28 protein-coding genes and 1 tRNA gene are annotated in these 15,932 nt (G+C 64.3%); 11 read left to right on the forward strand and 18 right to left on the reverse strand.

Annotation, left to right across the window (positions count from 1 at the left end; genetic code table 11):
* Nucleotides 1–27: 27 nt before the first annotated feature.
* From ACQKJZ_RS04545 to ACQKJZ_RS04570, 6 genes are read left to right on the forward strand one after another with little or no spacing between them, the layout of a single operon-like run.
* Nucleotides 28–537 (forward strand): hypothetical protein, encoded by a 510-nt coding sequence (locus ACQKJZ_RS04545; protein ID WP_427730129.1) that lies wholly within the window; start codon nucleotides 28–30, stop codon nucleotides 535–537.
* Entirely contained in the window at nucleotides 534–1,001 is a 468-nt protein-coding gene (locus ACQKJZ_RS04550; RefSeq protein WP_427730130.1) for a hypothetical protein, read from the forward strand. Before ACQKJZ_RS04545 ends, ACQKJZ_RS04550 begins: the two co-directional genes overlap by 4 nt.
* Complete coding sequence (locus ACQKJZ_RS04555) at nucleotides 998–1,588, forward strand: hypothetical protein (protein WP_427730131.1); 591 nt, start codon at nucleotides 998–1,000, stop codon at nucleotides 1,586–1,588. The genes ACQKJZ_RS04550 and ACQKJZ_RS04555 overlap by 4 nt, the downstream gene beginning before the upstream one ends.
* On the forward strand, nucleotides 1,585–1,824 hold the full coding sequence (locus tag ACQKJZ_RS04560) for a hypothetical protein (protein WP_427730132.1): 240 nt from the start codon (nucleotides 1,585–1,587) through the stop codon (nucleotides 1,822–1,824). The genes ACQKJZ_RS04555 and ACQKJZ_RS04560 overlap by 4 nt, the downstream gene beginning before the upstream one ends.
* A complete protein-coding gene (locus ACQKJZ_RS04565; RefSeq protein ID WP_427730133.1) occupies nucleotides 1,817–2,050 on the forward strand; it encodes a DUF7681 family protein in 234 nt (77 codons plus the stop codon). Before ACQKJZ_RS04560 ends, ACQKJZ_RS04565 begins: the two co-directional genes overlap by 8 nt.
* Complete coding sequence (locus tag ACQKJZ_RS04570; protein ID WP_427730134.1) at nucleotides 2,047–2,196, forward strand: hypothetical protein; 150 nt, start codon at nucleotides 2,047–2,049, stop codon at nucleotides 2,194–2,196. The genes ACQKJZ_RS04565 and ACQKJZ_RS04570 overlap by 4 nt, the downstream gene beginning before the upstream one ends.
* A gap of 233 nt (nucleotides 2,197–2,429) precedes the next feature.
* Here ACQKJZ_RS04570 and ACQKJZ_RS04575 read toward each other — a convergent pair whose 3' ends face one another.
* The 10 genes from ACQKJZ_RS04575 to ACQKJZ_RS04620 all read right to left on the reverse strand — a co-directional run bounded on the left by ACQKJZ_RS04575 (nucleotide 2,430) and on the right by ACQKJZ_RS04620 (nucleotide 6,552).
* Nucleotides 2,430–2,813, reverse strand: a complete 384-nt coding sequence (locus ACQKJZ_RS04575; protein ID WP_427730135.1) for a hypothetical protein — start codon at nucleotides 2,811–2,813, stop codon at nucleotides 2,430–2,432.
* Nucleotides 2,806–3,162: a hypothetical protein gene (locus ACQKJZ_RS04580; RefSeq protein WP_427730136.1), complete on the reverse strand. Its 357-nt coding sequence runs from the start codon at nucleotides 3,160–3,162 to the stop codon at nucleotides 2,806–2,808. The genes ACQKJZ_RS04575 and ACQKJZ_RS04580 overlap by 8 nt, the downstream gene beginning before the upstream one ends.
* Nucleotides 3,155–3,412 (reverse strand): hypothetical protein, encoded by a 258-nt coding sequence (locus ACQKJZ_RS04585; RefSeq protein ID WP_427730137.1) that lies wholly within the window; start codon nucleotides 3,410–3,412, stop codon nucleotides 3,155–3,157. The genes ACQKJZ_RS04580 and ACQKJZ_RS04585 overlap by 8 nt, the downstream gene beginning before the upstream one ends.
* On the reverse strand, nucleotides 3,409–3,561 hold the full coding sequence (locus tag ACQKJZ_RS04590; RefSeq protein ID WP_427730138.1) for a hypothetical protein: 153 nt from the start codon (nucleotides 3,559–3,561) through the stop codon (nucleotides 3,409–3,411). Before ACQKJZ_RS04590 ends, ACQKJZ_RS04585 begins: the two co-directional genes overlap by 4 nt.
* On the reverse strand, nucleotides 3,558–3,734 hold the full coding sequence (locus ACQKJZ_RS04595) for a hypothetical protein (RefSeq protein WP_427730139.1): 177 nt from the start codon (nucleotides 3,732–3,734) through the stop codon (nucleotides 3,558–3,560). The genes ACQKJZ_RS04590 and ACQKJZ_RS04595 overlap by 4 nt, the downstream gene beginning before the upstream one ends.
* 163 nt (nucleotides 3,735–3,897) lie before the next feature.
* Entirely contained in the window at nucleotides 3,898–4,320 is a 423-nt protein-coding gene (locus tag ACQKJZ_RS04600) for a hypothetical protein (RefSeq protein WP_427730140.1), read from the reverse strand.
* Nucleotides 4,317–4,814 (reverse strand): DNA N-6-adenine-methyltransferase, encoded by a 498-nt coding sequence (locus tag ACQKJZ_RS04605; protein WP_427730141.1) that lies wholly within the window; start codon nucleotides 4,812–4,814, stop codon nucleotides 4,317–4,319. The genes ACQKJZ_RS04600 and ACQKJZ_RS04605 overlap by 4 nt, the downstream gene beginning before the upstream one ends.
* Nucleotides 4,811–5,212 carry a GIY-YIG nuclease family protein gene (locus tag ACQKJZ_RS04610; RefSeq protein WP_427730142.1) on the reverse strand — a complete coding sequence of 134 codons (402 nt, stop codon included), beginning with the start codon at nucleotides 5,210–5,212 and terminating at the stop codon, nucleotides 4,811–4,813. Before ACQKJZ_RS04610 ends, ACQKJZ_RS04605 begins: the two co-directional genes overlap by 4 nt.
* A 104-nt stretch (nucleotides 5,213–5,316) precedes the next feature.
* Nucleotides 5,317–5,391 (reverse strand) — tRNA-Gln (locus ACQKJZ_RS04615).
* A gap of 63 nt (nucleotides 5,392–5,454) precedes the next feature.
* A complete protein-coding gene (locus tag ACQKJZ_RS04620) occupies nucleotides 5,455–6,552 on the reverse strand; it encodes a branched-chain amino acid aminotransferase (RefSeq protein ID WP_427730143.1) in 1,098 nt (365 codons plus the stop codon).
* A gap of 57 nt (nucleotides 6,553–6,609) precedes the next feature.
* Here ACQKJZ_RS04620 and ACQKJZ_RS04625 point away from each other — a divergent pair, with 57 nt between their 5' ends.
* Nucleotides 6,610–7,107, forward strand: a complete 498-nt coding sequence (locus tag ACQKJZ_RS04625; protein ID WP_312489818.1) for a MarR family winged helix-turn-helix transcriptional regulator — start codon at nucleotides 6,610–6,612, stop codon at nucleotides 7,105–7,107.
* Between the two features lie 8 nt (nucleotides 7,108–7,115).
* Here the strand turns inward: ACQKJZ_RS04625 and ACQKJZ_RS04630 are convergent, their stop codons facing one another.
* The 5 genes from ACQKJZ_RS04630 to ACQKJZ_RS04650 all read right to left on the reverse strand — a co-directional run bounded on the left by ACQKJZ_RS04630 (nucleotide 7,116) and on the right by ACQKJZ_RS04650 (nucleotide 10,244).
* Nucleotides 7,116–7,916, reverse strand: a complete 801-nt coding sequence (locus tag ACQKJZ_RS04630; RefSeq protein ID WP_427730144.1) for a pyrroline-5-carboxylate reductase family protein — start codon at nucleotides 7,914–7,916, stop codon at nucleotides 7,116–7,118.
* A 10-nt stretch (nucleotides 7,917–7,926) separates the two neighbouring features.
* The gene (locus tag ACQKJZ_RS04635; RefSeq protein ID WP_312489820.1) at nucleotides 7,927–8,430 is read right to left on the reverse strand and encodes a YbjN domain-containing protein; all 504 of its coding nucleotides are present in this window, start codon (nucleotides 8,428–8,430) and stop codon (nucleotides 7,927–7,929) included.
* Between the two features lie 138 nt (nucleotides 8,431–8,568).
* Nucleotides 8,569–8,847, reverse strand: a complete 279-nt coding sequence (locus tag ACQKJZ_RS04640) for an accessory factor UbiK family protein (protein WP_312489821.1) — start codon at nucleotides 8,845–8,847, stop codon at nucleotides 8,569–8,571.
* 22 nt (nucleotides 8,848–8,869) lie between these two features.
* The gene (locus ACQKJZ_RS04645; RefSeq protein ID WP_312489822.1) at nucleotides 8,870–9,388 is read right to left on the reverse strand and encodes a TspO/MBR family protein; all 519 of its coding nucleotides are present in this window, start codon (nucleotides 9,386–9,388) and stop codon (nucleotides 8,870–8,872) included.
* Nucleotides 9,389–9,509: 121 nt separating this feature from the next.
* A complete protein-coding gene (locus tag ACQKJZ_RS04650; protein ID WP_427730145.1) occupies nucleotides 9,510–10,244 on the reverse strand; it encodes a TlyA family RNA methyltransferase in 735 nt (244 codons plus the stop codon).
* A 146-nt stretch (nucleotides 10,245–10,390) separates the two neighbouring features.
* Between ACQKJZ_RS04650 and ACQKJZ_RS04655 the strand changes: the two genes are divergently transcribed.
* Complete coding sequence (locus ACQKJZ_RS04655; RefSeq protein WP_427730146.1) at nucleotides 10,391–11,071, forward strand: RBBP9/YdeN family alpha/beta hydrolase; 681 nt, start codon at nucleotides 10,391–10,393, stop codon at nucleotides 11,069–11,071.
* A gap of 44 nt (nucleotides 11,072–11,115) precedes the next feature.
* Here the strand turns inward: ACQKJZ_RS04655 and ACQKJZ_RS04660 are convergent, their stop codons facing one another.
* On the reverse strand, nucleotides 11,116–11,298 hold the full coding sequence (locus tag ACQKJZ_RS04660; RefSeq protein ID WP_312489825.1) for a hypothetical protein: 183 nt from the start codon (nucleotides 11,296–11,298) through the stop codon (nucleotides 11,116–11,118).
* Nucleotides 11,295–13,229, reverse strand: a complete 1,935-nt coding sequence (dxs, locus tag ACQKJZ_RS04665) for a 1-deoxy-D-xylulose-5-phosphate synthase (protein ID WP_427730147.1) — start codon at nucleotides 13,227–13,229, stop codon at nucleotides 11,295–11,297. Before dxs ends, ACQKJZ_RS04660 begins: the two co-directional genes overlap by 4 nt.
* A 93-nt stretch (nucleotides 13,230–13,322) precedes the next feature.
* Here dxs and ACQKJZ_RS04670 point away from each other — a divergent pair, with 93 nt between their 5' ends.
* Entirely contained in the window at nucleotides 13,323–13,853 is a 531-nt protein-coding gene (locus ACQKJZ_RS04670; RefSeq protein ID WP_427730148.1) for a GNAT family N-acetyltransferase, read from the forward strand.
* Between the two features lie 22 nt (nucleotides 13,854–13,875).
* Here the strand turns inward: ACQKJZ_RS04670 and ACQKJZ_RS04675 are convergent, their stop codons facing one another.
* Nucleotides 13,876–14,343, reverse strand: coding sequence for a Fur family transcriptional regulator (locus ACQKJZ_RS04675; protein WP_312489828.1), 468 nt, complete (start codon nucleotides 14,341–14,343; stop codon nucleotides 13,876–13,878).
* Nucleotides 14,344–14,616: 273 nt separating this feature from the next.
* Between ACQKJZ_RS04675 and ACQKJZ_RS04680 the strand changes: the two genes are divergently transcribed.
* Nucleotides 14,617–15,672 carry a COX15/CtaA family protein gene (locus ACQKJZ_RS04680; RefSeq protein WP_427730149.1) on the forward strand — a complete coding sequence of 352 codons (1,056 nt, stop codon included), beginning with the start codon at nucleotides 14,617–14,619 and terminating at the stop codon, nucleotides 15,670–15,672.
* A 122-nt stretch (nucleotides 15,673–15,794) separates the two neighbouring features.
* A partial coding sequence (locus ACQKJZ_RS04685) for an uL13 family ribosomal protein (protein ID WP_427730150.1) occupies nucleotides 15,795–15,932 on the forward strand: 138 nt, incomplete at its 3' end.

Consider the following 15,932-nt stretch of genomic DNA (forward strand, 5'->3'; position numbering starts at 1 on the left):
GCGCCCTCCGAAGCCTGGCATCGGCGGTTGACCAAACTTGTCTTCTTCGGCTTGGCGTGTGCTGTAGCGGTCGTATTCGCGGCCTGCGCTCAGCATGACCGCCGCGCCACGGTGCTATGCGCCCTGACATTGATGGCCAATTGGGTCGCCTGCTCGATGCCTTGGCTCTATCTGCCTTTCTCCTATGAGGCGGTAACCAACGCGATCGGCATGCGCCAGCCGCAAGAAGACGGGTGGGCCATTGCCGACTTGATAGCGCTGGCGGTGACTGCTTGGCTTGGTCGCGCAATGTGGTGGGGCCTGTTCTTGCCGGTGCTATACCTCGGAATGCTGGCGATGCACGTAATCGCCTGGGCAAATCACCTTCAGTATCAGGATTATAGCCTGCTGCTTGATGTGACGCTCTGCGTCCAATTGGCTCTAATCTTCGTGCTGGGAGGCGGGGGTGTTGCAGATCTGCTGCTTAGCGGCTGGCGCGGTCATATCCTACCTCGCTTATCAGTGTTGGCTCCATATCTGGCGCGAGGAACACGATGATTGAGCATGAAGCCGCTGGCTTTGCCGAAATCGTAGCAGCCTCAGCCAAGCGAGCACCGTGGGGCTGGGCTGGCCTGATGGGGTTCATGATCGCGCTCATCAAGGTATGGCCGATCATCAATGACCAGCTCATCAAGGTGAAGGAAAAGCGTCGCAGCGACAAGCGCGACGATGCTGCCGAGTGGCGCGCGGAAATGCGCAAGGAGGTGGCGGAGCTTCGCGCGGAGGTCAAGCAGTGCCAAGCGGACACGCTGGTCGCGAAAGAGCGCGCACACAAATACGAGATGCGCCTGATGACCGTCGCCAACGCCTTCCAGATGGTCGCTGGCGAGTTGCGGAAGGTCGACCCTGATAACCCGACGCTTAAGCAGGCGGTCGATCTGGTCGGGCTGGCGATCACCGAGGACATGGGGATGAACCGCGCGCTCAATGAGTTGTCGCGCGTGCCAGGAGTTGGGGAATGACCGATCGCCGCACCGCCCTTTTTGACGCGATCCGTCCGTTTGCGCCCGACCGTAAATTCCTCGCCAGCCATGTGCAGGTCATTGACGCGCTGGCGGACAGCTTTGGGATGCAGAGAATGGATGCTCAGCCAAAAATCCCCGACGATTACTGGCCTATGCTGGCTAAGATCGAGAGCGGCAATCGACCGTATATCAAGGCCAACACGTCGAGCGCATCTGGCCTGTACCAGTTCATCAAGTCGACCTGGCTTGGCGAGGGCGGCAAGTGGGGGACCGATGCAACGCAGGCGTTCGGTGGGTTGAAGCCGTCACAGGAAGAGCAGACGGCACGCGCGCGAACCTTCACCGAGAAGAATGCCGCCTATCTCGCGCGTCAGGGCATCCCAATCAATAAAGCGTCGCTGTATGCTGCACACTTCTTCGGGCCACAGACTGCCGCGAAGGTGATCGGTGCGGATAAGATCGCGCGGGCCGATCTGCTGGCGGGGGATGCTGCGACCCAGGCCAATCCCTCTATCCTACGCGGCAAGACTGTGGCGCAATTCCTGACGTGGCTACAGGGTAAGACGGGGGAGATGGCGGTATGACCCCCGAACGCCACAACCTCATTGCGCTCGGCATCGTGGTGGGCGCTATCTGCTACCTCGCCACGATCGCGGCTGCGCTGGCGCTTTACGGCAAATACACGGAGGCCATCGGCTTTGGCGGCCTCACGACCGGCCTTGTGGCGGTCCTTGGCGTGCTGGTGCGCGGCAAGAGCCAGCCCGAACCTACCGGCACCCCCTCTGATCCCATCAGCACAAAGGATGTAATCAATGGATAATCAGCATAAGAAGATCACCGGCTACCGCGACCTGTCGCAGGCGGAAATCGACCTCATGAACGAGGTGAAGACTCACGAAGCCAAGTGGAATGGCCTGATCGACAGGCTCAAGGCCATGGGTTCGGCTGTCGACCAGCGCAATGTTTCGATCGCCGTCACGGAAGGTGAAAACGCATATATGCGCGCCGTTCGCGCTATCGCTCAGCCTGAAAGGAAGGTCGCATGAACATCGGCAAAGCACTGAAGTCCATCGTGAGGGTGGTGAAGGAGAACCCGCAGGCCGCGATCATCGTGGGGACGCTGGTGGCACCCAAGCTGGCGGCGCGCGTGGTGCCTATCATCGTGGCGGCTACGGCTAAGCCGGTGGAGTAAGACCGGTTAATAACCAGTAATGAAAGCTAATGATTGAACCATTGGACCTTATCATTGGAGTAGGTTCAATGGTTGGGAGGTAGCTGCGGCGGCTGTAACAGCTACCCCATCATCGGCTTGGTGGGCCTTTATCCTCACCAACTACCTATTAGCGCCGCAGCTGACGTGGTATACCGCGATGCCCCCGCTCTGCTTCGGCATCGGGCTAGGAGGGTGGCGCTACGGTGTCACTCTCAATCCTCCCCTCCCCCATGCGCGCGGGCGCGAAGCGAAGCCGCCACGAGGGCTAGTTCGTGGCTCTGCGCGAACCCTAGAAACTGCGTCCGTTTCAAGTTGGCGTTGTACATGACATGCACGGTCCATCCGAGCGTCTGATAGTCAGGCCGGTAAACCTCCATGTGGTCCCACTCGTCGGGCAAAATCATCATGGCGGCGTTAAGCCACGCTTCGGCATTGACCAGCTTCTGGAACGCCAGCCATTCACGTGACCAGGCGATGACACCCTCTCTCGACGACTCTCTGCGTGACATGCAGGCATCAAACGCCTCGTACATCACCTCCCGATCCGGCCCGGTGAGCTTTTCCACGCGATCCGCGAGCGCAAGCAGCTTATTCATGGCCCTGACTCCTGATGGCGGTGGCGAGATCGCGGGTTGCGTCATCGAACTGGCGTCGCTTGTGCGGGTTCAGCTTGTCGCGGGCATCGCCGCTCATGCACGGCATGTTCTCACCTGTGATAAGCGAGACGAATACCGTAGCGCCGGGGATCACACCGCCCTTGCCTTCGATATACGCCGCATCGCGCTCTTGTTGCGCCTTCTCGGCTGCTTGGCGGTGGCGGGCGAAGGCTTGGACGGTGCTGCTGTCGTCCCAAACGCCATCTATGATTTCACGCTTGGCCTTCCTTGACGATACGCAAGAGGCGGCAGCCTCACGGTCTTCCTGCTTTACCCTAACCTCACCCACCGCTCTTCTCCCGCAGGATGTGGTCGCGGCCAATCTGTTCGGAGACAGCGTGACCTAGATCAGTGATGCGCCACCAGACCTGAAAGCCCTTGCGCTCCACCCGGTCGAATAGCTTGCGACGAACGAGCGGGCGCATGACGATCGCTGACATCGGCATCCCGAAAGCCTGCCCCTTCGACAGCACTAGATCCCTCTGCGCCCTCGTCAGCCCAGCCGCGACGCGCGCGATTTCGGTGGGGTCGGTCATCATTTACGGATCCCGTACTTGGCAAGCTCTTGCAGCAAGGCCGGGTCAGAGCGGTCGCGGAAGAACTGCCCCATACCCTTGGCCTTCATGCTGCCAAGACGGCGTTTCTCGATCCCCGCCTCCCGCATGATCTTCGCGTCGGTGTTGGTCATTGGTGTTCTCCGAACATATCGGCTATAGCCATCGCGGCTTTTGCGCGTTGCTGGATGCCTGCCCGGCGCATTGGAGCGTCGTAGCGGTTGTGGCATTGCTGGCAGGCGTGAAACATACGCTCAATGCTGGTTTCTTCGAGCGGTACGCCGTGCTCATGAGCTAAGGTCAGCACGACCTTGGAACCCGTGACAGGATGCGGCTGGTAATTGACGGCGCTACACCTTCCACCCTCATGATCTAAGCCGCATCGGCCATCGCATTCGCACCGATCGCCGCTACGCTCCCGAGCTGATGCGACCATTGTCTTCCACGTCTTGGGATAGCGCGATCTGTTCTCAGGCCTGATTGGCATCGCCGCCTCCGAGGGCTTTGCGGGCGGGGGCTGGCGGCACCTCGCAGGCGTCGAAAGCGCGCAGGACTTTTCGGGCTGCCGCTGCTTCGGGCGCATTGTGGTGCGGTGTGTAGGCTAAGTACGCCTCCAAATCGCGAAGTGCATCAGCCACCGGGAAGAATGTGCTTTGAAGCATCGACACGGACTGGTTTGCCCATTTGATGGCTAACTCCCGATCCCGGTCTAGCCGCGCGTTTTCCTGCGTGAGGGTTTCGAGGGCTGCAATCGCCTCAAAGACTGCGTTCTCGACACGAATGTCGTAATCGCAGGAGCAATGATACTCCCGCCCCTGACAGCCTCGCGCATGGTCATCAGTGGTGTTTAGTTCGCGCAGCCGGGTTAGCAGCCGCTCGGTCAGGTCGGTCATGCTGCTACCTTTCTTGGCCAGGGAAGCGTCATGATGCCGAAACCGGCATCCGCCGCCCTCTGGAGTGATGCGAAGCCAATTTCACCACGCGCCATCAGCGCCGTTCCGCACGACGGGGATTTTCCCTCTGTGCCGTCAGGCCGGAGAAACCGGATCTTGCGGGTGAACAGGATGGCGTCAGCACGCTGGAACGCCTTCCAAAACCAAGGGGCTGATGTGCGATCCGGCACCAAAGCAATGCCGTTTCCATGCTCCATAAATTTGTCGAGCCACGGTTCTAATCCGTTGCGACCGCCAAACGGAAAGTTGCCCCAGACGAAGCCTTCCCATGGCTCAGAAAGCCCATCGCCTCGGAGATTTACCGAAGCAGGCACATGGCCCGCTGCATGGCGTGCTGGACAAACGTCCATATCGAACCAGCAGCCAAGGGCATTGAAAACCGCAGGCGGCGTGTACCATTCATCGGTAACGCCCGGCGCTTCCCACGCGCTCATGCTGCTTGCTCCTTGTTGAGGCGGGAGAGAGAGGCGATTTCAGCCTCAAGCGCTGGGGTGCGCGCGAACCACTCGCCATGGAGGCGATCGTCTGCAAAGCGGTGGTGATATACACGTTCTTGGGTAAAGCCGCCCGGGCAGACAGCCAGAATGGATAGCGCTCGAAAACTGCCGGTCTGGACCTCTTTGAGGCGAGCGCTTGGGTTCGCAGAACTGCCGATCTTCACCGGCCCATCTGTACCACCGATAAAATAAACCAGCCGATCCGCCGTAGCGGACTGAGGCTGCACGGACCGGGCTTCTTCGTCGCTGCGCAAGCGTTCGATCTGAGCCAGCTTATCCGTACAGCATTTGCACAGGAACAGCTCGTCCCATGGGTTCTTGAGCAGCGACATCATGCCACCGCCCGCGAATCGCGTTCGCTACGATCTAAAGTGCGGAATGAAGTGCGGAACAGGCTGTGGATAACTCTCCCGCCTGCGGCCAAACCCTTGGAAAATCTTGGCTGGGGCGGCAGGATTCGAACCTGCGTATGACGGTACCAAAAACCGTTGCCTTACCGCTTGGCGACGCCCCAGTGGAGAGGCGCGCCTTATACCCGGCGCGCCGCTCTTGAAAAGCCCCTATTCCGGGGAAATCGTTAGCCCAGGCGACGCATCCAGCCATGGGGGTCGGGGGCCTGGCCGCGCTGGATGGAGACCAGCTGTTCGCGAAGGCGCATGGTCAACTGGCCGGGACCGCCGCTACCGATGGTGAAGCGGCCCGCCGGCTCGGCGACGCTGCCGATCGGAGTGACGACGGCGGCGGTGCCGCAGGCGAAGGCCTCGAGCAGGCGGCCGCTGGCGGCGTCGGCGCGCCACTGGTCGATGGCATAGGGTTCCTCGCGCACGGTCAACCCTTGTGCGCGCGCAATGGTCAGGATCGAATCGCGGGTGATGCCGGGCAGGATCGTGCCGGTCAGCGGCGGGGTCACCAGGCTGCCGTCGTCGAACACGAAGAAGACGTTCATGCCGCCCAACTCCTCAACCCAGCGGCGCTCGACCGCGTCGAGGAAGACGACCTGATCGCAGCCATTGGCGATGGCTTCCTTTTGCGCGAGCAGGCTGGCGGCATAGTTGCCGCCGCACTTGGCGGCGCCCGTGCCGCCGGGCGCGGCGCGCGTATAGCCCTGGCTGACCCAGATCGAAACCGCAGGCGCGCCGCCCTTGAAATAGGCGCCGACCGACGAGGCGATGACCATATAGAGATATTCGGATGACGGCTTCACGCCCAGGAACACCTCGCTGGCGAACATAAAGGGGCGCAGATACAGCGCGCCGCCATCCTGTTCGGGGATCCAGTCCCGCTCGACCGCGACCAGGCGCTCCACCGATTCCAGGAACAGCTCCTCGGGCAGTTCGGGCATCGCCATGCGCCGCGCCGAGTCCTGGAAACGGCGGGCATTGGCTTCGGGCCTGAACAGCGCCGTGCCGCCATCGGCCAGGCGATAGGCCTTCATCCCTTCGAAGATTTCCTGCGCATAATGCAGGACCGACGCGGCCGGATCGATGGTCAGCGGCGCGCGCGCGGTGATCTGCGCATCGTGCCAGCCCTGTTCGTCGCTATAGCGGATCAGGGCCATGTGATCGGTGAAGACGCGCCCGAAACCGGGATCGACCAGACGTGCGGAGCGCTCGCTCGCCTCGACCGGGGTCTGGCTAGGATCGAACCGAAACGTCAGGGATTGCTGCGCGTTCATGACCATCTCTCTATTTTGGGTTGCCGTGGCCTAGGACGTGTGAGTAGACGGGTCAACATGGCTGCCTCGAACCAGTCCGCATCGGCACAATTTCTCCGCGAGCCCGAGCTTCGGCGCGGGCTGGAACTGCTGTATTTCGGCAATAGTCACATAGTACGGTCGATCGATCGCGGGCTCGCGGCACAAGGGCTGGGGCGTGCGCATCACCGCGCGCTCTATTTCATGGCGCGCAAGCCCGACATGACGGTCAGCGAGCTATTGTCGTTACTGGCGATCACCAAGCAGTCGCTGGGTCGCGTCCTCAACGAGCTGGCGAGCCGTGACCTGGTCGAAACGCGTCCGGGCGACCGCGACCGCCGGCAAAGACTGCTGCGGCTGACCCCGGCCGGCGCGGCGATGGAGGCGCAGTTGTTCGACGCGCTGCGCGAGAAGTTGGCCAAGGCCTATGCGCGTGCGGGGCAGCAGGCGGTCACGGGGTTCTGGACCGTATTGGAGGGCCTGATTCCTGAACCGGAACGCGCCCGCGTCGAGGATTTGCGCAGCAACGACGGCTGATCCGGGGATCAGCGGCGCGCCGCCGCCGCCATTTCCCGATTGCGCCGTTCCGAGGCGGTCAGCGTAGCGACCATCAGCCGCTTGAGCGCATCGTTGGCGTCGAGGACGTTCAGACCTTCGCGTGTCGAGCCCCCGGGACTGGCCACACGATCCGCCAGAATGCCGGGCGACGCATCGGCCCCGACCGCCATCGATCCGGCGCCGTTCACCGTCGCCAAGGCCAATTGCTGCGCCAATTCGGCGTCGAGGCCCAGCGCGACGCCCGCCTGCGCGATCGCATCGATGAAGCGGAACACGAACGCCGGACCGCATCCCGCCAGCGCGGTCACCGCGTCGAAGCGCGCCTCGTCCTCGATCCACGGCGCCAATCCCAGCGCCTCGGCCAGCCCCTGCGCATCCGCACGAATCCGGGGATCGGTCGAGCGGGTGAACAGCGCCGTCACCCCTTGGCCTATCGCGACCGGCAGGTTGGGCATCATCCTGACCGTCGCACCGGCCGGAATACGCGCGGCCAGCGCCTGTTCCTCGACACCAGCGAGGATCGACAGCAGCAGCCCGGGGTTCAGATGCGCGAGCCCGGGAGCGATATCGTTCAGTTGCTGGGGCTTGAAGCCCAGCATCAACGTCGCCGGCGCCTCGTCGATCGGCAGCGCGGTCAGCGAGCGGACGCCTTCGGGGGCGCCGCGACCGCTGCGCGTGATGACGGTCACCTGCGCCGGGTCCAATCCTTGCGACAGCCAGCGGCGGAGCATCGCGCCCGCCATATTGCCGCATCCGATCAGCCAGAACGGTCCACCGGGAAAGCGCATCCCCTGCCCTTCAGGCCTCACCCTGGGTCTCGATCAAAGCGGCGGCCAACGCCTCGCGCGGACTCTTTCCGCCCCACAGCACGAACTGGAAGACGGGATAAAAGCGTTCGCACTCCTCGATCGCCGACTCCACCAGCAATTCGGTGGCGCTGAGGGAAATGGTACCATCCTCGCCACCATCGACCATCGCGGCGTGGCGATAGAGCAGGATGCCGCTGTTCGACCAGAGTTCGAAATGGCCGATCCACAGCTGCTCGTTGACCAGCGCCAGCGCCTCATAGATGCTGGCGCGGCGATCCTCGGTCACCTTGATATCGGGGAAGGCGAGGAATTGCAGGACGCTGTCGTCGTCACGCCAAAGCGCGCGCAACTCATAGGTCGCCCAGCTGCCCTTTACCGTGGCGACGATCTCTTCGTCATGCCGCTCATGCTCCCAGCCATGCGCGGCGAAATACGCCTCCAGCATATCGATGGGGGCCGATTCTTCCGTTTCGTGATCGGTCGATTCAAGCATCACGCCGTCCTGCGAACAAAACCAGACCGTTACAGGTTGCACCCGTAACGGTCCCACTGCAAGCAACCGCGCCCCGAATCCTGTGGATAGCTGCCCGCGTAATTACCACGGGCAGACTGTCCGACGGTATCGCGCCGATCAGGATTCGGCCCCGGCCGTCACCGACGACGCGCCACCCTGCTTGGCCTCCAGCGCATCGAGCCGGACCTTCAGCGCATCGGCTTCGTCACGCGCGGCGACGGCCATCGCCTTCACCACCTCGAACTCCTCGCGGCTGACGAAATCCAGGCCGCCGATCCATTCGCGGGCGCGGGCGCGTGCGCTGGATTCGGCCTCGCGGCCCATGCCAGCGACCGTGCCGGCCAGGCCGTTCATCACCTTGGCGAAATCGTCGAAAAGCTTGTTGTCGGCCTGCATGATCAAATTCCCGATAAATGTTTCAGAGCATTTGGGAGGTTTGGGTGCGCGGCACAAGGCTTTCCGCATCGGGATTGAGCTGGCCGATCCGCCAGTTCAACACGCCGGCGAACGACAGCCAGACCAGATAGGGCAGCATCAGCCACGCCGCGCCGCGCCGGATCCGCGCGAAGGCGAAGGTCGTCGCGATCGCCAGCGCCAGGATCGCGAGAAGCACGATCAGCGCCAGACCCACCGCATGCGCACCGAAGAACAAGGGCGTCCAGGACAGGTTCAGCGCCAGCTGGGCGACGAATAGTCCGATGGCGACGCCCCGCCCCTTCGCTCCGCGCGCGTGCAGGATCATCGCCAGCGCCAATCCCATCAGGATGTAGAGCGTCGTCCAGGCGACCGGAAAGACCCAGCCGGGCGGCGTCAGCGCGGGCTTGACCAGCGCACGATACCATTCATTCTCGCTGCCCGACGGTACCGACCGCCCGGAGGCGAAGCCCAGCAACAGGACCAGTGGCACGGTCACGACCGCCCAGCGCAGAAATGCCATTCGCAACTGCCCCTTCGATGCGATCGCGCCCACTCGTTCCTCTTTCGTTATGATCCGGTCGGTCTGCCGTACTGCCACGCGACAGTAAACGGAAAGCTCAACGCCAATCGGTTAGACCCGTTCAATTTCGGGATGCGGCCACCAGAAACTCGACATTCCCCTCCGGCCCCGTGATCGGGCTTTGCGTCACGCCGGCGACGTGCCAGCCGCTGGCCGACAGCCACTCGGCGACCTCGTCGCAGACCCGCGCGTGGACGGCGGGATCGCGCACCACCCCGCCTTTGCCGACCTCCTCGCGCCCCGCCTCGAACTGCGGCTTGATCAGCGCGAGCAGGCGCCCCCCCGGGCCCGCGAAGGTGATCGGCCTTTCCAGCACCTTCGCCAAGCCGATGAAGCTGGCGTCGCAGACGATCAGGTCGACCGGTTCGGGAATATGCGCCTCTGTCAGGATGCGGGCGCTCGTCTGTTCATGGACCACCACGCGCGGGTCCTGGCGGAGCGACCAGGCAAGCTGGTTGGTCCCGCTGTCCACCGCATAGACGCGCTTCGCTCCCTTTTGCAGGAGCACGTCGGTGAAACCGCCCGTCGACGAACCGACATCGATCGCGATGACATCCGTCACGTCCCAGCCGAAATGCTCCAGCCCATGCGCCAGCTTGATGCCGCCACGCGACACCCAGGGATGATCGCGGCCGCGCACTTCCAGGCCGGCGTCGGCGGCCAGCTGCTGGCCGGGCTTGGCGATCTTCGTCTCGCCCGAAAAGACGAGGCCGGCCATGATCATGGCCTGCGCACGGGACCGCGATTCCACGAGTCCGCGATCCACGAGCATCTGGTCGACACGCTGTTTGGCCATGGCCGCCCCTATCGCGCCCCTCCGCTCGTCGCAAGCCGCCATCCGTCAGGCGCCGCAGCTATTGCCTATCTATTCGATAGGAATAAGTTGTGGATCAGGGTCGAACGGGACTCGATCGTTCGGCTCCGGCAGCAAGGAGATGCCCGATGGGTTCGTTCGCATCGCATGAAACGCACAAGCCGACCATCCTGACCGTGCCGGGTCTCGGCGGCTCTGGCCGGTCGCATTGGCAAAGCCTTTGGGAAGACGCTCGCCCCGACACGATCCGGGTCGAACTGGGCATGTGGTCGACACCGCATCGCAACGCCTGGGTCACCCGGCTCGACGAGGCGATACGTCAGGCGCAAGCGCCGGTGATCCTGGCCGCCCATTCGCTCGGCTGTCTCGCGGTGGCCTGGTGGGCGGAGCTTTCGCCGCAGCCCTATGGCTGGCCGGTTGCGGGCGCGCTTCTTGTCGCACCGGCCGATGTCGATCGCGCGGATGCGCCTGACAGTCTGAAGGGGTTCGCCCCCTCCCCGCGCACACCGCTTCCCTTTCCCTCGATTCTGGTCGCCAGCCGCGACGACCCGTGGATCGCGATCGAGCGCGCGCACAGCCTGGCCGTCGATTGGGGCAGCCATTTCGTCGATGCCGGGCATCACGGGCATATCAATGCCGCCAGTGGTCTTGGCTGGTGGCAGGAAGGGCAGGAACTACTCGGCCGGGTGATCGCGGCGAGCGGGGCGGACCGCGAAGCCCGGTCGGGGCCGCTGGCACCGAGCGCCGCGCGGGTGGTGCTGGAGTTGAACGCGACCGATGCGCCGCAGGCGCATTATCTCAGGCGGTGAGAAGGAACCCACGCGGGACGTCGCCGCGTGGCCTTCGACTTCGCTCAGGCTGAACGGGGGTTCGGGCCGTCATCCGCTTCGACAGCGTCCCGATCTTCCCGCTCCGCCTCGGCCTTCGCCGCCGCCGTGGCGGCCTTCATCCGCCGCCACATGCGCACATTCACCCCGATCATCATGACCACCGCCAGCGTCGTGAAGACGATGACCGCGGTCCAGCCCCGGATCATGCGCGGACGCCCCCGGTCACCTCGGCGGCATGGGTGCTGTTGTGGCGGAGCGCCTTGAGCACCGTCTCGACGATCGCATCGGCGTCCAGACCGGCCTGGGCATATTGCACCTCCGGCTTGTCGTGATCCTGGAAGATGTCGGGCAGGCGCATCGTACGCAGCTTGAGGCCGGCATCGATCAGCCCCTCGTCCGAGGCCATGGTCAGGACATGCGCGCCCAGACCTCCGATGGCATTCTCCTCGATCGTCACCGCCACTTCGTGGGTGGTGAGCAGCCGGCGGATCAGCGCCTCGTCGAGCGGCTTGGCGAAACGCAGATCGGCGACCGAGGTCGACAACCCCTTGGCCTCCAGCGCGTCGGCGGCGCGCAGCGCCTCGCCAAGACGGGTGCCCAGCGACAGGATGGCGACCTTCTTGCCCTCACGCACCATCCGGCCCTTGCCGATCTCCAGCAATTGGGGCGTCTCGGGCAAAGCGAGGCCGACGCCATTGCCGCGCGGATAGCGGACCGCGATCGGGCCGCTGTCATGGTTGACGCAGGTATGGACCATATGGACCAGCTCCGCCTCGTCGGCGGCGGCCATCACCACCATGTTGGGCAGGCTGGCGAGATAGGTGACGTCGAACGATCCCGCGTGCGTCGCGCCGTCCGCCCCGACCAGCCCGGCCCGGTCGATCGCGAAGCGGACCGGCAGGTTCTGGATGGCGACGTCATGCACCACCTGGTCATAGGCGCGCTGGAGGAAGGTGGAATAGATGGCGCAGAACGGCCGCAGGCCCTGCGCCGCCAAACCGGCCGCGAAGGTCACCGCATGCTGCTCGGCGATGCCCACGTCGAAGAAGCGGTCGGGGTGCGCATTGGCGAACTTGTCGAGCCCGGTGCCCGACGGCATGGCCGCCGTGATCGCGCAGATACGGGGATCGGCCTCCGCCTCACGTGCCAGGGCCTCGCCGAAGACGTTCTGATAGGCCGGCGGCCCCGGCGGCGCCTTGGCCTGCGCGCCGGTGATGACGTCGAATTTCTGGACGCCGTGATATTTGTCCGCCGCCGCCTCGGCCGGGGCATAGCCCTTGCCCTTCTTGGTGACGACGTGGATCAGGATCGGCCCCTCCTCGGCGTCGCGGACATTCTCCAGCACCGGGATCAGATGGTCAAGATTGTGACCGTCGATCGGCCCGACATAATAAAAGCCCAGCTCCTCGAACAGCGTGCCGCCCATGGTCATGCCGCGCGCGAATTCGTCGGTCTTGCGCGCCGCCTTCTGGATGGGACGCGGGAAGCGCTTGGCCAGCTTCTTCAGCACGTCGCGCACGCCCAGGAACTCGCGGCTCGACACCATGCGCGACAGATAGGCGGACAGACCGCCTACCGGCGGTGCGATCGACATGTCGTTGTCGTTCAGGATGACGACCAGGCGATTGCCCGCCTGTTCGGCGTTGTTCATCGCCTCATAGGCCATGCCCGCCGACATCGCGCCATCGCCGATCACCGCGATGCCCTTGCCGGGCGTGCCGGCCAGCTTGTTGGCGACCGCAAAACCGAGCGCCGCCGAGATCGAGGTCGAGCTGTGCGCCGCGCCGAAGGGGTCGTATTCGCTTTCCGACCGCTTGGTGAACCCGGACAGGCCGCCGCCCTGGCGCAGCGTACGGATACGGTCGCGGCGACCGGTCAGGATCTTGTGCGGATAGCATTGATGGCCGACGTCCCACACCAGCCGGTCGGCCGGCGTGTTGAACACGTAATGGAGCGCGACCGTCAGCTCGACCACGCCCAGCCCGGAGCCCAGATGCCCCCCGGTGGTGCCGACCGCCGAGATCGTCTCGGTCCGCAACTCGTCGGCCAGCTGCCGCAATTGTTCGGGGGCGAGCCGCCGCAGATCGTCGGGGGTGTGGACCGTGTCGAGCAACGGGGTCTGAGGAATATCTGCCATCACACCGGCTTATCGCAGCAAATCGGTGGTGTCGATTGCCACCTTTCACCTATGTCATGTTGACGACATGGGGCCGGGTTGCAAAATCGGGACATGTTCACATTCCGCTGGGCCAACTCGACCGACCTTCCCGCCATCGCGGTCCTGATGGACCGCGCCATCGCAACGCTTCAGCAAGCGTTTCTCTCCCCGGCCGAAATTATCGCCAGTCGCGCGGTCATGGGCCTGGATACGCAATTGATCGCCGATGGCACCTATCTGCTCGCGTTTGCCGAGGGCCGGCTGGCGGGATGCGGCGGATGGAGTGCGCGCGCCACACTGTATGGCGGGGATCACAGCACGGGGCTGCGCGACGCCGCGCTGCTCGATCCCGCGACGCAGCCGGCGCGCATCCGCGCCATGTACACCGACCCTGACTTCGCCCGGCGCGGGCTGGGCCGGATGATTTTGACCCGGTGCGAGGATGCCGCCAGGGATGCGGGCTTTCGGCGCGCGGAGATGATGGCGACGCTGGCCGGCGAACCGCTCTATCGCGCCTGCGGATATGCGGCGATCGAAGCGGTGCGCTCCGCCCCCGTCGAGGGCGTTACCGTACCCCTGATCCGTATGGGCAAGAGCCTTTAGCCCGGCTGATCGGCATGCCCGGTCAACCCCTCGCGCAATCCGAACAGCGGCCGCGCACCTCGATCACCGGACGCTCCGGGCTGAACCCGGCCCCGCGTGCGGCATCGCGCACCGCGCCGGTCAGGCTGTCGTCGTCGATATGCGTGGTCTGGCCGCATTTGTCACAGACCAGGAAGATGCAGTCGTGCAGGCAATTGGGATGAGCGTTCGCCACATAGGCGTTCGCGCTTTCCACCCGGCGGGCCAGATTGGCGCCGACGAACAGGTCGAGGATGCGGTACACGCTGTTCGCCGCCACGCGTCGCCCCTGCGCCTTCGACATGGCGTCGGCGATGTCATAGGCCGAGGCGGGTTTCTCGAAACCGGCCAGCGCCTCGAACACACTGGCACGCATCGCGGTCCATTGCTCGCCCGCGCGTTCCAACGTGGCTTTTGCCGCCTGGGCGAGATCGGCCCCTTCGGGCTCCATATGTTGATGCGCGTGCGCCATGACCGGGACTTAAGACGGGACCGTGGCGGGAGCAAGCCGGCCCGCACGGCGATGACGGAAGGAAACCGCGGAAAGCCACAACGATCCGGCCAACCCCGGTCCGAAGACCGGGCCGGATACCGCCGACCTGCGGGATGAGCGATGCGATGCGGCGTCCATGATCGTGATCTGGGGATGGCGACCACCGGTTACAACATCACATCGCATGCGCGGCCGCGACCGGGGTCATTCGGTCCACTATATTCCGTCCGTCCCGCTCCCTATGATGGGGGCATGCTGCACCCGAGCCCCGCCTTCATGGTCACCGCCCGCCCCCGTGCCCTCGCCCGCTGGTTGAGCTTCGTTGCCGGCCTGATCGTCGCGATGGTGATCGTCGGCGGCATCACCCGCCTGACCAACAGCGGCCTGTCGATTACTGAGTGGAAGCCGATCACCGGCATCGTCCCCCCGCTGACCGACGCCCAGTGGCAGGCCGAATTCGACAATTACAAGCGCATCCCCGAATATTGGACGTTCAATCGCGACATGGACCTGGGCGGGTTCAAGGCGATCTTCTTCTGGGAATATCTCCACCGTGTGCTGGGACGGGTGATTGGCATGGCCTTTGCCCTGCCGCTGATCTGGTTCTGGCTGCGCAAGGCGATCCCGGCGGGATACAAGCCGCGCCTGCTGGCGCTGCTGGCGCTGGGCGGTTTGCAGGGAGCCATCGGCTGGTGGATGGTCGCCTCGGGCCTGGTCGAGCGGACCGATGTCAGCCATATCCGACTGACCGTCCATTTGCTGACCGCGCTGTTCATCCTGGCGGGCATCGTCTGGACCGCGCTCGACCTGCGCGCACTGCACCGTAGCCGGCTGGCGCCGCCGTCCAGGCTGACGTTGCTGGGCGGCGGTGCGCTGCTGGTCCTGTTCGTCCAGTTGATGTTCGGCGCGCTGACCGCGGGGCTCGACGCCGGCTATGCCTTTTCGAGCTGGCCGTTGATGGGCGACGCGTGGTTCCCGCAAGGCACGCCGATGATGTCGCCCGCCATCGCCAATGTCTTCGACAATCCGGTCGTCGTGCAGTTCATCCATCGCTGGTTCGCCTTCGCGGCGGCCGGCCTGCTCGTCTGGATGGCCGCGCGGGCAATCCGGCACGGCGCGTTTCGGGCGGGATGGCTGGTGATCGCGCTGGTCGTCGTCCAGATCGGCCTGGGCATCGCGACGCTGCTGTCCGGGGTGCAGATCGATATCGCGGTCGCGCATCAGGCCAATGCCGCGCTCCTCCTCATCGCCGCCACCTGCGCCGCCCACCGGCTCGGCCGCTTACCGGAAAAGCCCATGGTATCATAATACCCGTCAGCAAAGCCGCACTTTGCTTGACATTTTCATGCCCCTCCAGCATTGGCCTCTTGTCCGCGCTGCCCGATCCAAAGGGCGGCGCGTTGCATTTCAAACCGAAAGGTCTCACGCCCATGAAGGCGCTCATGAAGACCACCAAGTCGGCCAAGCCGCACGAGGTGGAGAAGAAGTGGCATATCGTTGATGCCGACGGTCTGGTTGTCGGCCGTGCCGCCACCATCATCGCGAACATCCTGCGCGGCAAGCACAAG

It is taken from the genome of Sphingomonas sp. NPDC019816, assembly GCF_050274375.1.
Classification (GTDB): domain Bacteria; phylum Pseudomonadota; class Alphaproteobacteria; order Sphingomonadales; family Sphingomonadaceae; genus Sphingomonas.

Coding starts and splice junctions, on each gene's coding strand:
- dxs (WP_427730147.1), bottom strand. CDS start 13,229: ATGGCAGATATTCCTCAGACCCCGTTGCTCGACACGGTCCACACCCCC.
- ACQKJZ_RS04660 (WP_312489825.1), bottom strand. CDS start 11,298: ATGATCCGGGGCTGGACCGCGGTCATCGTCTTCACGACGCTGGCGGTG.
- ACQKJZ_RS04680 (WP_427730149.1), top strand. CDS start 14,617: ATGCTGCACCCGAGCCCCGCCTTCATGGTCACCGCCCGCCCCCGTGCC.
- ACQKJZ_RS04630 (WP_427730144.1), bottom strand. CDS start 7,916: ATGCGCTTTCCCGGTGGACCGTTCTGGCTGATCGGATGCGGCAATATG.
- ACQKJZ_RS04620 (WP_427730143.1), bottom strand. CDS start 6,552: ATGAACGCGCAGCAATCCCTGACGTTTCGGTTCGATCCTAGCCAGACC.
- ACQKJZ_RS04590 (WP_427730138.1), bottom strand. CDS start 3,561: ATGACCAACACCGACGCGAAGATCATGCGGGAGGCGGGGATCGAGAAA.
- ACQKJZ_RS04605 (WP_427730141.1), bottom strand. CDS start 4,814: ATGAGCGCGTGGGAAGCGCCGGGCGTTACCGATGAATGGTACACGCCG.
- ACQKJZ_RS04675 (WP_312489828.1), bottom strand. CDS start 14,343: ATGGCGCACGCGCATCAACATATGGAGCCCGAAGGGGCCGATCTCGCC.
- ACQKJZ_RS04670 (WP_427730148.1), top strand. CDS start 13,323: ATGTTCACATTCCGCTGGGCCAACTCGACCGACCTTCCCGCCATCGCG.
- ACQKJZ_RS04650 (WP_427730145.1), bottom strand. CDS start 10,244: ATGGCCAAACAGCGTGTCGACCAGATGCTCGTGGATCGCGGACTCGTG.
- ACQKJZ_RS04560 (WP_427730132.1), top strand. CDS start 1,585: ATGACCCCCGAACGCCACAACCTCATTGCGCTCGGCATCGTGGTGGGC.
- ACQKJZ_RS04570 (WP_427730134.1), top strand. CDS start 2,047: ATGAACATCGGCAAAGCACTGAAGTCCATCGTGAGGGTGGTGAAGGAG.
- ACQKJZ_RS04645 (WP_312489822.1), bottom strand. CDS start 9,388: ATGGCATTTCTGCGCTGGGCGGTCGTGACCGTGCCACTGGTCCTGTTG.
- ACQKJZ_RS04610 (WP_427730142.1), bottom strand. CDS start 5,212: ATGATGTCGCTGCTCAAGAACCCATGGGACGAGCTGTTCCTGTGCAAA.
- ACQKJZ_RS04555 (WP_427730131.1), top strand. CDS start 998: ATGACCGATCGCCGCACCGCCCTTTTTGACGCGATCCGTCCGTTTGCG.
- ACQKJZ_RS04585 (WP_427730137.1), bottom strand. CDS start 3,412: ATGATGACCGACCCCACCGAAATCGCGCGCGTCGCGGCTGGGCTGACG.
- ACQKJZ_RS04635 (WP_312489820.1), bottom strand. CDS start 8,430: ATGCTTGAATCGACCGATCACGAAACGGAAGAATCGGCCCCCATCGAT.
- ACQKJZ_RS04640 (WP_312489821.1), bottom strand. CDS start 8,847: ATGCAGGCCGACAACAAGCTTTTCGACGATTTCGCCAAGGTGATGAAC.
- ACQKJZ_RS04600 (WP_427730140.1), bottom strand. CDS start 4,320: ATGACCGACCTGACCGAGCGGCTGCTAACCCGGCTGCGCGAACTAAAC.
- ACQKJZ_RS04565 (WP_427730133.1), top strand. CDS start 1,817: ATGGATAATCAGCATAAGAAGATCACCGGCTACCGCGACCTGTCGCAG.
- ACQKJZ_RS04550 (WP_427730130.1), top strand. CDS start 534: ATGATTGAGCATGAAGCCGCTGGCTTTGCCGAAATCGTAGCAGCCTCA.
- ACQKJZ_RS04655 (WP_427730146.1), top strand. CDS start 10,391: ATGGGTTCGTTCGCATCGCATGAAACGCACAAGCCGACCATCCTGACC.
- ACQKJZ_RS04575 (WP_427730135.1), bottom strand. CDS start 2,813: ATGAATAAGCTGCTTGCGCTCGCGGATCGCGTGGAAAAGCTCACCGGG.
- ACQKJZ_RS04625 (WP_312489818.1), top strand. CDS start 6,610: ATGGCTGCCTCGAACCAGTCCGCATCGGCACAATTTCTCCGCGAGCCC.